The organism is Vibrio litoralis DSM 17657 (assembly GCF_000426765.1).
Classification (GTDB): domain Bacteria; phylum Pseudomonadota; class Gammaproteobacteria; order Enterobacterales; family Vibrionaceae; genus Vibrio; species Vibrio litoralis.
The window spans coordinates 57,047-70,593 of sequence record NZ_AUFZ01000018.1 but is presented as its reverse complement, the minus strand read 5'-3'; the positions used below and the strand labels follow the sequence as shown (position 1 = coordinate 70,593).

Sequence of the window (13,547 nt, the reverse complement as noted above, 5' to 3'; positions counted from 1 at the left end):
TATAGGTCCTTAAATATCAAGGTCTTCTAAATTGTACTCGCCAAAGTAATCCAGTTCTTTCAATTCCTTTTGTAGTTGGCGTCTATCTTGAATCGCTTCAATCTCACGCCATTTTCTCTTAGTTGGCTTGGTTTTGTGAGCGCGATAAGGGTTTGGTTCCATTGCCATGATGTCTTCTAATTGGAAGCTTTCCATCTGTAATCCCTCTTTGTTGATACTGAATCCTATTCAGGACTTTATTGATACCACACTTTTTAAGAGGTTAACTTTGATGTGTTTCTCATTTGTTTCTAAAAGATGAATCTTTTGTGTCATTATGCTGCTTGATTCATGATTTGTTTCTGAGTAAAAATTCGCCGTTTAGTAAACTATTTTTGTAGGAAAATGCGGAGGATTGACTTGTGCTGGGTTGCGGAAATGTTAATGGTGTTAGTGGTATGTTTACTTGACTTTCGGGTTAGATATCTAAATTGAATTATCAAATAATAATTGATGTAGTGTTCGAGTAGAGACCTTACTAACTCTTAACTTTTCAGTATTTACCTGTTTTTAACAAAGATGAAAAATTGAGTTTTTATTTCTCAAAATTAATAGTCAAAAGTTTTTCTTTAATGTGAAAAAACAGATTAAATATACCAAAAACTTACTATCATCTAGTGTAATAATGCATAACTATGAATTAAATTTGATATTGATTTTTAGCGCGTAGCCCTGCATTATCCTGCCGTCATTATCGATTTAGTCCATAGTTTAAGATCTAAAATTGCATTTTGATGTGCTTTTTCTCTAAACATAATAAAAGCAACGAACATATAAAGAGATAAGGCGAACACTCAAATGATTTGAGTGTTGAGGGAACTCACTCTCATAGTGAGGGTAAATGAATCATTAATTTAGGTGAGGTTTGCGTGACGGATCTAATAGCTTTATTAAACGATCTTCTTTGGGGATCTATTCTGGTCTACTTATTGGTCGGCGTTGGTGTGTATTTCACTGTGCGTCTTGGCCTTATTCAATTTCGCCACTTTACGCACATGTTTTCGGTATTAAAAAACAGCCGTAAAGCAGATACATCAGGCATTTCTTCTTTTCAAGCTTTTTGTACAAGCCTAGCTGCGCGTGTTGGTACAGGTAACATGGCGGGTGTTGCGGTAGCTTTAACCGTGGGTGGCCCTGGCGCAATTTTCTGGATGTGGATCATTGCTATGGTTGGTATGGCCACTGCATTTGCAGAAAGCACCTTGGCCCAGTTATACAAAACCAAAGGTTCTGACGGCACTTATGTTGGTGGTCCGGCTTACTACATGGAAAAAGGCTTAGGTATGCGCTGGATGGGCATCCTATTCTCAATCTTCCTTATCATTGCTTTTGGCTTGGTATTTAATGCGGTTCAATCAAACTCGATTGCAGATGCGATGCACACAGCTTTTGCTTGGAATAAAGCAATGGTCGGTGGTGTACTGGTTGTGCTTTCTGGTTTTGTTATCTTCGGTGGTATCCGTAAGATTGCTCGTACTGCGGAAATTCTAGTGCCAATCATGGCGATCTTCTACCTAGTACTAGCAGTGATTGTTATCTTTATGAACCTAGATAAAGTACCGGGTGCTATTTCATTAATCTTCAAGAGTGCTTTCGGTTTACAAGAAGCGGCAGCTGGTGGCATAGGTTACGCCATTATGAATGCGATTAAGACGGGTGTTGCTCGTGGCTTGTTTTCGAACGAAGCCGGTATGGGGTCTGCGCCAAATGCAGCGGCAGCAGCAACTCCGTATCCACCACACCCAGCATCACAAGGTTATGTGCAAATGCTAGGTGTATTTGTTGATACGATCGTTATCTGTACTGCAACAGTATCGATCATTTTGCTATCAGGTGAATATGTGCCACACGGTGAAGTGACAGGTATCATCTTGACGCAAAACGCATTGAGCTCTCAAGTTGGTGAGTGGGGTAAAACCTTCGTTGCTATCGCGATCTTCTTCTTTGCATTCACATCAATCATTGCTAACTACTCTTACGCAGAAAGCAATATTGTGTTTATCTTTAAGAAATCTCGTCATGCTAAAAACATCTTCCGTGTCATTGTACTTGGTATGGTGATGTTTGGTTCATTAGCGACACTACCAACGGTATGGTCTCTTGCTGATGCCTCAATGGGCTTGATGGCGATTGTTAACTTAGTGGCTATCTTATTGTTGTCTGGTATCGTTATTAAACTAGCGAAAGACTACAACAAGCAATTAGATGAAGGTAAATTACCGACATTTGATGCGAAAGATTTCCCAGAACTGCATTCTCAAATTGAAGAAGGCGTATGGGGTAAAGAGTCTAAGTAATAACTTTGACCTATATACCCAAGTAACTTCAAGATGCGAGTTTCAGCAAGATTAAAACAAGCTGTAGGCAAGGCAAATTGAATATGATCATAGTTATTCTATCTCTATTTAATTTAACGCAGCATAAAGCTTGTTTTAACTTGCCCTTCGGGAGCTTCATCCAAACCTTTATGCTGCGTCAGATTGGTTTGAAAGGTGTTTACATTCCTTCGCCAATCTTCCTTGCTTAAAAGTTTGGATGATAGCTCTGAATTCTGCATCTTGAAGTCACTTGGGTATACCACTAATAGTAAAAGCCATGCAGCGATGCGTGGCTTTTTTGTTATAATGGTGCCAAATACCCCTCAGAACACATGGATTGAATATGCTGATATTGGTTTCTCCTGCAAAAACACTTGATTACGAATCTCCGCTTCCTACCCAAAAGCACACTCAACCTGATTTAACCGATCACTCTGCTGAGCTAATTGAAGTATGCCGTCAGCTTACGCCTGCAGATGTAGCTAGTTTAATGAAAGTCAGTGATAAGATTGCTGGTCTGAATGTGGCTCGCTTTGCTCAATGGAGCTCTGAATTTAGTTTTGAGAATGCGCGTCAAGCGTTGTTTGCTTTTAAAGGCGATGTGTATACCGGACTAGATGCAAATAGTCTGTCGGAAGCGGATATCGACTATGCTCAGTCTCATTTAAGAATGCTGTCTGGTTTGTATGGTTTATTGAAGCCGCTTGATTTAATGCAGCCATATCGCTTAGAAATGGGCACAAGGTTAGCGAATCCACGTGGTAGTAACCTGTATCAGTTCTGGGGCGATATCATTACCGATAAAGTCAATGATGCGTTACAAGCACAAGGCGATGAGTGGTTAATTAACCTAGCGTCGAATGAGTACTTTAAAGCAGTGAAGCCTAAAGGTGTGAAAGGTAAAATCATTACCCCGGTATTTAAAGACTGCAAAAATGGCACCTACAAGGTGATCAGCTTTTACGCGAAAAAAGCCCGCGGCATGATGGCGCGTTACATCATTGAAAATAAAGTAGAAGATTTGGATGCGTTGAAAGCATTCGATACAGCCGGCTATTACTTTGTGGCGGCAGAATCTACGGAAACTGAATTGGTGTTTAAGCGAGAAGAGCAGTAATCTGCATTTTTTGTTGCTTGAAAGCGTAAACTGAAAACGTAAAAAAGGAGCGAATAGTAGCTCCTTTTTAATTTTACGAGAATGGTTTGGTGAGAATGGCTTAGTAAGAATGTCTTACTTTTTCTTCTTTTTCACAGCCGTTTTCTTCTTCGCAGCAGGCGCTTTCTTTTTCTTCTTCTTAAAAGTCGCTTTTTTGCTTTGTGGGCGAAGATCTTTAATGTAGCGTTCTTTGATTTCATCTTGAGTGTAGCGCATCACGCGATCAATCATCGGCTGGTCATGGGCTTCAATCAAAGAAATCGCATTGCCTTTTTTACCGGCGCGAGCAGTACGGCCAATACGGTGTAGGTACACATCCGCGGTTCTTGGCATGTCGTAGTTAATGACATGGCTAACATCGGGTAAATCGATGCCACGCGCCGCCACATCGGTAGCAATTAATACATTCACTTCACCATCGCGGAAACGTTGAATCGCGTTGTTACGACGATCCTGAGGCATTTCTCCTTGGATCCATGAACAGACGATTTGAGCGCTTTCTAGCTGTCCACGAAGCTCTGCAAGACGTTCACGAGTCTTTACAAAGATAATAGTGCGTTCAGCTTGTTCGATAAGAATATTTTTTAACAGTGCCAGTTTATGTTCGGCATTATCGGCGCGGTGATACCATTGGGTGATTTTTTTACGTTCACGTCGAGAGGGATCCGCTTCCACTTTTACCGGGTTCTTTAGTAGATCTTCAGTAAAGCCTTCAACGCCACGGCCTTCTAAAGTCGCAGAAAAAAGCAGAGTTTGTTTACGCCAGCGACATTCTGAGGATAGACGGTCAACTACTGGACCAAAGCCCATATCTAGCATGCGATCTGCTTCATCTAAGATCAGCCATTCAATCGCTCGACAATCAAAACGCTCGGCTTCAATGTATTCCATTAATCGGCCAGGTGTTGCAACCACGATATCTTGAGTGGTACCCAAAATATCAGCGTGTTCTTGATACATCACGCCACCGGTAATGGTGAAAATGTTTAAGTTGGTATTTTTTGCCAGCGCGCGAGTTTGGTCAGCTACCTGCATCGCAAGTTCACGAGTTGGCGTTAAGATTAGTACACGAGCCGGGCCGGCTTTCTTACGTGGGAAATCTTGTAAGAACTGTAGGGCAGGAAGTGCAAATGCAGCAGTTTTCCCTGTACCAGTAGGAGCTGACGCTAAGACATCCTTGCCATCAAGCGCTTGTGGAATGGCATCCGCCTGAATTTGAGTCGGGCGCTCAAAGCCCATGTCTTCAATGGCTTCAATAAGGTTTTGGTCTAAATCGAGTTCAGCAAAAGTTCTGATCACGTCATTTCTCCAACAAGCCGAGTGGCTTTAGGTTCAGGGTTTATTAAAACGGTCGCGCATTATATACCCAAGTGACTGCAAGATGCGAGTCTCCAGCAAGAATAAAACCCGCTTTAGGCAAGGCTAATTGAAGTCACTTGGGTATATTGCAAGATCCTAATTTCAGTGAGAGATCTCTACTTAGCGTCATTACATCTTGAGATAAAAATCGCGAGTCAGTTGAATAAATGGTGCGCTATAACCGTCAGCTTGATGAATCGTTAACTGGCTATTCTGACATTCGGTTTGATCGCGAGTTAAGGTGAATAATAATCGATAGCCGGGTTTATGCTCAGTGGTATTGACTTGGCAGAGTCGCTTTACAAACCAGCCTTGTTCTAAAGCTAGTTGAATAAACGCTTCGCCTTCAGCTTTCGGTAAAATAAAATTGGCACTGCCGGATGGGGTTAATAACTTAGCACAAGCGATAAGTAACTCACTGTGCGGCAAAGTGTGCGTATGACGTGCGGTTGCTCGGGCTTGCCAATCGGAGGTGACTCCTGAATTGAAGTAGGGTGGATTACAAACAATATGATCAAACTGCTGCTTTGATTTTAACTGCTGGGCCGGAGCCTTGATAACCTTAATTCTTTTGCTCCAAGGGCTGTTATCGACATTATATTGCGCGGCTTTAATCGCATCGTCATCAATATCAATGGCGGTAATCTGACTTTGTTGGCTTCTTTGGGCGCACATTAATGCTAGTAGCCCAGTACCAGTGCCAATATCTAATATTGAACTGTGATTGGGATTGGATATGTTAGCCCAGGCACCGAGTAATATTCCATCAGTACTGACTGCCATGCCGGAATGACCACCGTAAATTGAGAACTGCTTTAAATGAAAGTCTTTAGTTTTATTCATAATATCAATGCTTTTGGCTCAAGTGTCTAATTTATGGTCTTAATATGGTTTTTTATGCTTGTTTGTAATGTTATTGTTTTGATGTTGTTAAGTGGTAAATTCTTAATATATTGGTTTTTAGTAGAGATAAACACTGCCTTTACGTTTTAATGTTGTTATTTTGTGGTGTTTTATTGCTGTTTGCTTGCGCGTTGGCTCTAATTTGTTCATTATCTTGCTCCTTATATTTAGGTAGAGTTTTATACCCAAGTAACTTCAAGATGCAGAAGTCATTTGGGTATATGTTTTGTTCTCCTGAAATGCAATTCATTACTATTATATTAAGGGTTTATTTTGAACCAAAAGTTAAAAATAACCGATATTTGGGCCCTAGGCTTCATGTTGTTTGCGTTCTTTTTAGGCGCTGGCAATATCATCTTCCCACCACTTGCTGGTCAATTAGCTGGCGAATCGGTGTTTTCTACTATGCTAGGGTTTCTTAGCACAGCAGTAGGTCTGCCTTTACTTGGTATTATTGCCATTGCGCTAGTCGGTGGCGGTTGGGATAAACTGACCCAAGACTTACCTAAAAAAGCTGCGACAATTGTTGCGGTACTTTTCTTTATTATCATTGGTCCAGCTTTTGCTGCGCCTCGTACCGGTCTTGTGGCGTATGAAATGGGTTTGAAACCATTTATCGCCGAACCATCACAAATACATCTCACTATTTTTTCTATCGTCTTTTTTGCTATTGCGATGGGCTTTGCTTGGTCTCAAGGTAAGCTATTAGATGTGATTGGTAAGGTGCTGACTCCGGTTCTATTTTTAGGGTTAATCATTCTTTCTGTCATGGTATTTATTAACCCTCAAGGCGATATTGTCGCGGCACAAGGTCGCTATGTAACCCATGCATTTAGTACTGGTTTCCTTGATGGTTATAACACTATGGATACCTTTGCTTCGCTGATGTTTGGTACTTTGATCATTGAAGCTTTACGTAGCAAGAAGATTACTGATAAACGTGCGGTAACTCGCTATGTAACCTATGCAGCATTTATTGCAGCAGGCGGTTTGGCTCTGGTTTACATTTCATTGTTCTACCTTGGCGCGACCAGTAATGGCATTGCGGCTGGCCTAGATAACGGTGGCGCAATTTTAAGTGTTTATGTGCAAGCTCTATTTGGTACTGAAGGTCAGTTCGTTTTAACTACCATTGTATTATTAGCGTGTTTAACCACTTCAATTGGTTTGATTTCAGCTTGTGCCGATTACTTTAGCTCATTAACCCCAATTAGCTATAAAGCATGGGTTATTGTCGTCGGTTCAGTGTGTGCATTGGTGGCAAATGTTGGTTTAACGCAATTAATTGCCTTATCTGTACCAGTATTGTTTGCCTTGTACCCAGTGGCGATTGCGATTGTATTCCTAACATTGGTTCGTTCTCGTCTGCCGAACCGTGCTTTGGCGTATCGTTTTGTGGTTTGCTTATCTTTATTATTTGCTTTGATTGATGCAGGAAAAGCAGTCGGTATTGATATGTCAGTATTCAACTTCCTACCGTTGTTTGATTACGGTATGGCGTGGATGCTGCCAACATTGGCGGCGATTGCGGTGATGATGTTTGTCCCAAAGTGCGAGAAGCAAGCGAATGAAGTGGCCGAGTTAAGCGAAGATATGGCTTAATCGTTTAACCAGCTAACAAGAAAGAAAAAGGCTTAGTGGATTCAACTCACTAAGCCTTTTTTGTATTCGAATGTTTTCGAACGGTAAAGTTATAAACTGTCGTGATACTCAACAAGGATTTGCTCGCACCACTGCTCGATACGCTGATCGCTGAGTTCATATTGAGAATCTTCATCAAGCGCTAAGCCAACAAAATGCGTTTTATCTTCAGTAAGCGCTTTTGATTGTTCAAACTCATAGCCTTGGTTCGGCCAGTAGCCGAGAAACTTAACTCCCGTTGCCATCAGTTCGTCGTGAAGCATTCCCATCGCATCGAGAAACCATTCGCCATAGCCTTCTTGATCGCCGAGACCGAATAACGCCACGTACTTGTCGTTTAGAGATAGCCCATCGAGTTGCTGCCATACCGCGCTCCAATCTTCTTGTATCTCACCGAAATCCCAAGTGGAAATCCCTAAAATAAGGAAATCATAATCTTGAAGTGTTGAGACTGGGGTATCTTTAATATTGTAGATATCGACCAGATCTTCGCCAATAATCGCGCGGATTTTTTCCGAAGCTATTTCGGTATAACAGGTACTTGAACCGTAGAATAAGCCTATCTTCATAGTGTTTTTCAACGTTTGATGAATTTGTGGTTAATTCTAACGGTAATAGTCAGAGCTTTACATGCTTTCAGTAAAATAAGTGGCAATTATGAGTGAGCTACCGTAGTCTCAGCATGGATATTAGGTATTAAATATTAGGCATAAAGTGAGTAATAGGTGATGCAGTCTGAATTAGCTCTGGTAGAACGTTTTCTTGATTCAATTTGGCTGGAGAAAGGCTTATCAGAAAATACCTTGCAGTCTTATCGACATGATCTCGATAAGTTGGTGGGATGGTTAAGTAAGCAATCAATGAGTTTATTAACCGTGACGACTTATGATTTACAAGCCTACCAAGCTTGGTTATTGGAACAAAATTACAAGCAAACTTCTCGAGCACGAATGTTGTCTGCCATACGTCGACTATTCCAATATTTTACTCGTGAGAAGTTGCGCAGCGATGATCCTAGTGCGTTATTAATTGCGCCTAAGTTGCCGAAACGCTTGCCGAAAGATTTATCAGAACAACAGATTGAAGCCTTACTTGATGCGCCAATTGTTGAAGACCCTCTAGAGCTACGTGATAAAGCCATGCTAGAGCTGCTGTATGCTACCGGCCTACGTGTGACCGAATTGGTGAGTTTGACCATGGAAAATATGAGTTTGCGCCAAGGGGTAGTACGTGTAATGGGTAAAGGCGGTAAAGAGCGTCTAGTGCCGATGGGAGAAAATGCTATTGAGTGGATTGAAACCTACATAGAGCAAGGTCGACCGGCATTATTGGGTGAGAAAAGCTCAGATGTGGTTTTTCCGAGTAAGCGTGCTCGGCAAATGACGCGTCAAACCTTTTGGCACCGCATTAAATTTTATGCTCAACATGCTGGTATTGATTCTGAAGCTTTGTCTCCGCACGTATTGCGCCATGCCTTTGCGACGCATTTACTCAATCATGGTGCTGACTTGAGAGTAGTGCAAATGCTGCTCGGACATAGTGACTTATCGACCACACAAATTTATACTCATGTGGCAACCGAAAGATTAAAACAAATTCACCAAGAGCATCACCCGAGAGCTTAGTTCTAGGGTGTGTTGTTGGACAACTTTTCTCCATATTTTAGGTATTTTATGCATTTTGCTTCTTTATTTGATTCAATTAATGTTAAGTCAGTTTGTGCTAAAGCTAGAGGGGCATTAGGAGCATTGGCTTTTTCTGCGTTGATGTTTTCACTATTGAGTTTGCCTAGCTATGCCAGCACAGAAGCTAATCAAGCTGAAATCAGTGCACGCTTTGTTAACCTTGGTATTAAAGTGACTGAGGTTGCGTCATCACCAATTAATGGTTTATATGAAGTGACCACCAATCAAGGAATTTTCTTTTCCAGTGCAACCGGTGACTTTTTTATTCAAGGCAAGATGTACAGCCTAGATAAACAAGGCAACTTCAGTGATTTAATGGCAAAAAAATACGCTAAGCAAGTTGAGAAGTTTGCTGATGATATGATCGTCTATAAAGCCAAAGATCAAAAATATGTGGTGACGGTATTTACTGATATTACTTGTGGTTACTGTGTAAAACTGCATAAAGAAATACAAAAATATAACGATCTAGGTATTACGGTGCGTTATATGGCTTACCCTCGCCAAGGACCTACCGGCGATGTCGCGCAAGCGATGGCTAAAGTATGGTGCGCAGATGATCGTAAAAAAGCTTTGGATGATGTGAAGATTAATCGTCGCTTTGATTTTGATAGCAAAAACTTACCTAAGTGCCAGCAAATGATCAGTGAGCAATATGCTTTTGGTGCGCAATTAGGCATTAGTGGCACTCCTGCCATTTTATTGTCTAATGGTCGAATCGTAGGTGGTTACTTACCGGCTAACGATTTACTCGAAGCATTAGAAGCTGAAGATTTATAATGGACAATCTATCTAACGCATCAATTAACGCAGCAACTAACGTACCAGCCGAAATGACATTTTTTGCTCGCTTTGAAGACGATATTCTGGCGGGCAAAAAGACCATTACGATTCGTGATCAAGCAGAAAGTCATTACGTTCCTGGCAGCGTAGTCACGGTATCGACCTTAGAGCAAGGGCGAGTCTTCTGCCAATTGAAAATATTATCCGTCACGCCGGTGCATTTATCACAACTTAGTGAGTTTCATGCCGAGCAAGAGAATATGAGCTTGCCGCAATTGAAATCCGTGATTCAAGAGATTTACCCCGGTTTAGAACAGTTATTTGTGATTGATTATCAGCTTTATTCTTCCAATGCTTAAACCATCCTCAACCTATTAAGAGTATTATGACGACTATTTCCCGCCGACCTGATGTTGATCTTTCTATTTTACCTGAGTCGATTTCTCCCTTATTACGTCGCATTTATATTAATCGTCAGATCCAGAATGTTAGCCAATTAGAAAAGGGCGCTAAAGGACTACACTCTTATCAAGCGTTGCATGGCATTGAGCTTGCGGTGTCGTTATTGTTTCAAGCGATTAAGCAGCAACAACGTATTATCGTGGTGGGTGATTTTGATGCGGATGGCGCGACCAGCTCGGCTTTATCTGTACTCGCGATTCGTATGCTAGGCAGTAGTAATGTCGATTACCTCGTGCCCAATCGTTTTGAAGATGGTTACGGACTAAGCCCTGAAGTGGTCGATCAAGCGATTGAGCGTGGCGCGCAAGTGATCATGACGGTGGATAATGGCGTCTCTTCAATTGAAGGGGTGCGTTATGCTAAGGAGCAAGGGTTAATTGTGATCGTCACCGACCACCATTTACCTGGCCACGAATTGCCGAATGCCGATGCGATGGTTAACCCTAATCTGCAACAATGTTCTTTTCCTTCAAAAGCATTAGCGGGCGTTGGTGTGGCGTTTTACCTCATGTTGGCTCTACGCGCTGAAATGCGAACTCAACAGTGGTTTGCTCAACAAAATATCCCCGAGCCTAACTTAGCGGAACTGTTAGATATAGTCGCACTCGGAACGGTGGCGGATGTAGTACCACTGGATGAAAATAACCGAATTTTAGTTCATCAAGGCTTACAACGAATTCGTGCTGGTAAAGCCCGCCCGGGCATTCAAGCGTTAATCGAAGTGGCAAAACGCGATGCTAAACGTCTTGTTGCGGCAGACTTTGGCTTTGCTCTAGGGCCAAGAATTAATGCTGCAGGACGCCTTGAAGATATGTCGTTTGGGGTTGAGTTATTACTGAGCAACAATATTCATGCCGCGCGCCGCATGGCCAGTGAGCTCGATGGTTTAAACCACATGCGCCGTGAAATTGAACAAGGCATGAAGCAAGAAGCGATGGCATTTTGTGAACGTTTGCTGAACGCGAAAGGCGGCCTAGAAGATAAGTCGAATCTGCCGTATGGCTTAACCTTATTTCAAGCGGATTGGCACCAAGGGGTGATAGGGATTTTAGCCTCACGTATTAAAGATGAATTCCATCGTCCGGTGATCGCGTTTGCCGATGGCGGTGAATTGTCGAATGGCGAGCCTTCTTTAAAAGGATCATGTCGCTCGATTCCCGGGCTTCATATGCGTGATGTTTTAGATAAGATCGATACTCAAAACCCTGGGATCATTGTTAAATTTGGTGGCCATGCGATGGCGGCGGGTTTAACCATCTACCAAAATAGATTTGAACAATTCTCTCGCTTGTTTGATTTGGCGGTACGCGAAGAGCTCGATGAGTCAGCGCTAGAAGGTGTAATTTTATCTGATGGCGAATTAAAGCCAGAAGAATTTTCGATGCATACCGCAGAAGAGTTACGTGCTGGTGGCCCTTGGGGACAAGCTTTCCCTGAGCCTATCTTTGATGGTGAATTCAAATTATTGCATCAAAAGTTGGTAGGTGAAAAGCATTTGAAAATGATGTTAGAGCCTCTGTTTAAAGGTTATCCAACTGGCATTATGATCGATGCAATTGCTTTTAACGTCGATTTACGCCGCTGGCCGGATGCGTCAGTGAAAACGGTTCATTTAGCTTACAAGCTCGATATTAATGAATTTCGTGGCAATCAATCATTGCAATTGATGGTCGATCATTTAGATGCAAAATGAATCGTGTAAAATCCCTGTATATTCATTAGCAATTTAGGTAGAATTCTGCGCCTATATACCCAAGTGACTTCAAGATGCAGAATTCAGAGCTATCATCCAAACCTTTAGGTAAGGAAGATTGGCGAAGGAATGTAAGCACCTTTCAAACCAATCTGACGCTGCATAAAGGTTTGAATGAAGCTCCCAAAGGGCAAGTTAAAACAAGCTTTATGCTGTGTTAAATTGAACAGAGATAGAATGACTATGATCATATTCAATTTGCCTTGCCTAAAGCTTGTTTTATTCTTGCTGAAACTCGCATCTTGAAGTTACTTGGGTATATTCCTATAAGAATTGACCCAATATCTCAAATAAGTGATAAGCCAACATGTTTGAAATCAATCCGATTAAAAACCGCCTTCAGGACGTTGCCGAGCGCACGAATGTTCTGAGGGGGTATCTTTGACTACGATGCTAAGAAAGAGCGTCTAGAAGAAGTAAATGCCGAACTTGAACAACCTGCTGTCTGGAATGAACCTGAGCGCGCTCAAGCGTTAGGTAAAGAACGTTCAGCATTAGAAGCCGTCGTTGAAACCATTGATCAACTGGAACAAGGTTGTGATGATGTTGAAGGATTATTAGAACTTGCGGTTGAAGAGCAAGATCAAGAAACCTTTGACGAGATTGAACCTGAACTTGCCGATCTTGAAGCGAAATTAGAAAAGCTTGAATTCCGCCGTATGTTCTCAGGTGACCATGATGCATCTGATTGCTATATCGATTTACAATCAGGATCTGGTGGTACCGAAGCGCAAGATTGGACTTCGATGATGCTACGTATGTATTTGCGTTGGGCAGAAGCCAAAGGGTTTAAGACGGAAGTGATTGAAGTATCAGAAGGGGATGTGGCTGGCCTTAAAGGTGCGACAGTCCGTATTTCTGGTGAATATGCTTATGGTTGGCTACGTACCGAAACTGGCGTGCATCGCCTAGTTCGTAAATCACCATTTGATTCAGGTGGTCGCCGTCATACTTCATTTGCATCGGCATTTATCTACCCTGAGATTGATGACAACATTGAAATTGATATTAACCCATCGGATTTACGTATCGATGTATACCGTGCATCTGGTGCCGGTGGTCAGCACGTAAACACCACGGAATCAGCGGTTCGTATTACGCACGTACCAACGAATATTGTGGTGCAGTGTCAAAACGATCGTTCTCAGCATAAAAACAAAGATCAAGCGATGAAGCAGCTTCGTGCAAAATTGTTTGAGTTTGAATTGCAAAAGCAAAATGCTGAAAAACAAGCCAATGAAGATTCGAAATCCGATATCGGTTGGGGCAGCCAAATTCGCTCTTACGTATTAGATGATTCGCGTATTAAAGATCTACGTACTGGTGTCGAAAACCGCAATACTCAAGCAGTATTAGATGGCGATCTCGATAAGTTTATTGAAGCAAGTTTGAAGTCAGGGCTCTAAGTTCGGCAACAAGCTAAGCACACAGAATTCCTCTTCTTTAAG

General features: G+C 42.0%; 12 protein-coding genes. 8 read left to right on the top strand and 4 right to left on the bottom strand.

Annotated elements, in window-relative coordinates; translation table 11 throughout:
* Positions 1-9: 9 nt before the first annotated feature.
* Positions 10-195 carry a DUF3545 family protein gene (locus tag K358_RS0107575; RefSeq protein WP_027696258.1) on the bottom strand — a complete coding sequence of 62 codons (186 nt, stop codon included), beginning with the start codon at positions 193-195 and terminating at the stop codon, positions 10-12.
* Between the two features lie 713 nt (positions 196-908).
* Here K358_RS0107575 and K358_RS0107570 point away from each other — a divergent pair.
* Entirely contained in the window at positions 909-2,336 is a 1,428-nt protein-coding gene (locus tag K358_RS0107570) for an alanine/glycine:cation symporter family protein (RefSeq protein ID WP_038149987.1), read from the top strand.
* 364 nt (positions 2,337-2,700) lie between these two features.
* Positions 2,701-3,474, top strand: a complete 774-nt coding sequence (gene yaaA / locus K358_RS0107565) for a peroxide stress protein YaaA (RefSeq protein WP_027696256.1) — start codon at positions 2,701-2,703, stop codon at positions 3,472-3,474.
* A gap of 114 nt (positions 3,475-3,588) precedes the next feature.
* On the opposite strand, the gene srmB is transcribed toward yaaA, so the two are convergent.
* Both srmB and K358_RS0107555 read right to left on the bottom strand, forming a co-directional pair.
* Positions 3,589-4,812 carry an ATP-dependent RNA helicase SrmB gene (srmB, locus tag K358_RS0107560; protein ID WP_027696255.1) on the bottom strand — a complete coding sequence of 408 codons (1,224 nt, stop codon included), beginning with the start codon at positions 4,810-4,812 and terminating at the stop codon, positions 3,589-3,591.
* A 189-nt stretch (positions 4,813-5,001) separates the two neighbouring features.
* Positions 5,002-5,715 carry a tRNA1(Val) (adenine(37)-N6)-methyltransferase gene (locus K358_RS0107555; protein WP_027696254.1) on the bottom strand — a complete coding sequence of 238 codons (714 nt, stop codon included), beginning with the start codon at positions 5,713-5,715 and terminating at the stop codon, positions 5,002-5,004.
* A gap of 333 nt (positions 5,716-6,048) precedes the next feature.
* On the opposite strand from K358_RS0107555, the gene brnQ reads away from it, so the two are divergent.
* Entirely contained in the window at positions 6,049-7,377 is a 1,329-nt protein-coding gene (gene brnQ, locus K358_RS0107550; RefSeq protein ID WP_027696253.1) for a branched-chain amino acid transport system II carrier protein, read from the top strand.
* An 89-nt stretch (positions 7,378-7,466) separates the two neighbouring features.
* On the opposite strand, the gene fldB is transcribed toward brnQ, so the two are convergent.
* Complete coding sequence (fldB, locus tag K358_RS0107545) at positions 7,467-7,985, bottom strand: flavodoxin FldB (protein ID WP_027696252.1); 519 nt, start codon at positions 7,983-7,985, stop codon at positions 7,467-7,469.
* Between the two features lie 159 nt (positions 7,986-8,144).
* Between fldB and xerD the strand changes: the two genes are divergently transcribed.
* The 5 genes from xerD to prfB all read left to right on the top strand — a co-directional run bounded on the left by xerD (position 8,145) and on the right by prfB (position 13,505).
* Positions 8,145-9,041, top strand: a complete 897-nt coding sequence (gene xerD / locus K358_RS0107540; RefSeq protein ID WP_027696251.1) for a site-specific tyrosine recombinase XerD — start codon at positions 8,145-8,147, stop codon at positions 9,039-9,041.
* A gap of 141 nt (positions 9,042-9,182) precedes the next feature.
* Positions 9,183-9,881, top strand: coding sequence for a bifunctional protein-disulfide isomerase/oxidoreductase DsbC (gene dsbC, locus K358_RS0107535; RefSeq protein WP_038149997.1), 699 nt, complete (start codon positions 9,183-9,185; stop codon positions 9,879-9,881).
* Positions 9,881-10,243: a N(4)-acetylcytidine aminohydrolase gene (yqfB, locus tag K358_RS0107530; RefSeq protein WP_051241237.1), complete on the top strand. Its 363-nt coding sequence runs from the start codon at positions 9,881-9,883 to the stop codon at positions 10,241-10,243. Before dsbC ends, yqfB begins: the two co-directional genes overlap by 1 nt.
* Before the next feature lie 26 nt (positions 10,244-10,269).
* Entirely contained in the window at positions 10,270-12,039 is a 1,770-nt protein-coding gene (gene recJ, locus K358_RS0107525; RefSeq protein WP_027696248.1) for a single-stranded-DNA-specific exonuclease RecJ, read from the top strand.
* Positions 12,040-12,406: 367 nt separating this feature from the next.
* Positions 12,407-13,505 (top strand): peptide chain release factor 2 gene (gene prfB / locus K358_RS0107515; protein ID WP_156888700.1). Its coding sequence is split into 2 segments (ribosomal slippage): positions 12,407-12,481 and positions 12,483-13,505, totalling 1,098 coding nucleotides; the frame shifts between segments, so codons are not numbered across the junction.
* Positions 13,506-13,547 lie beyond the last annotated feature (42 nt).

Bases quoted from the DNA above. Each gene is read 5' to 3' on its own strand.
- K358_RS0107575 (WP_027696258.1), bottom strand. From the start codon at position 195: ATGGAAAGCTTCCAATTAGAAGACATCATGGCAATGGAACCAAACCCT.
- yaaA (WP_027696256.1), top strand. From the start codon at position 2,701: ATGCTGATATTGGTTTCTCCTGCAAAAACACTTGATTACGAATCTCCG.
- K358_RS0107555 (WP_027696254.1), bottom strand. From the start codon at position 5,715: ATGAATAAAACTAAAGACTTTCATTTAAAGCAGTTCTCAATTTACGGT.
- fldB (WP_027696252.1), bottom strand. From the start codon at position 7,985: ATGAAGATAGGCTTATTCTACGGTTCAAGTACCTGTTATACCGAAATA.
- xerD (WP_027696251.1), top strand. From the start codon at position 8,145: ATGCAGTCTGAATTAGCTCTGGTAGAACGTTTTCTTGATTCAATTTGG.
- dsbC (WP_038149997.1), top strand. From the start codon at position 9,183: ATGTTTTCACTATTGAGTTTGCCTAGCTATGCCAGCACAGAAGCTAAT.
- yqfB (WP_051241237.1), top strand. From the start codon at position 9,881: ATGGACAATCTATCTAACGCATCAATTAACGCAGCAACTAACGTACCA.
- recJ (WP_027696248.1), top strand. From the start codon at position 10,270: ATGACGACTATTTCCCGCCGACCTGATGTTGATCTTTCTATTTTACCT.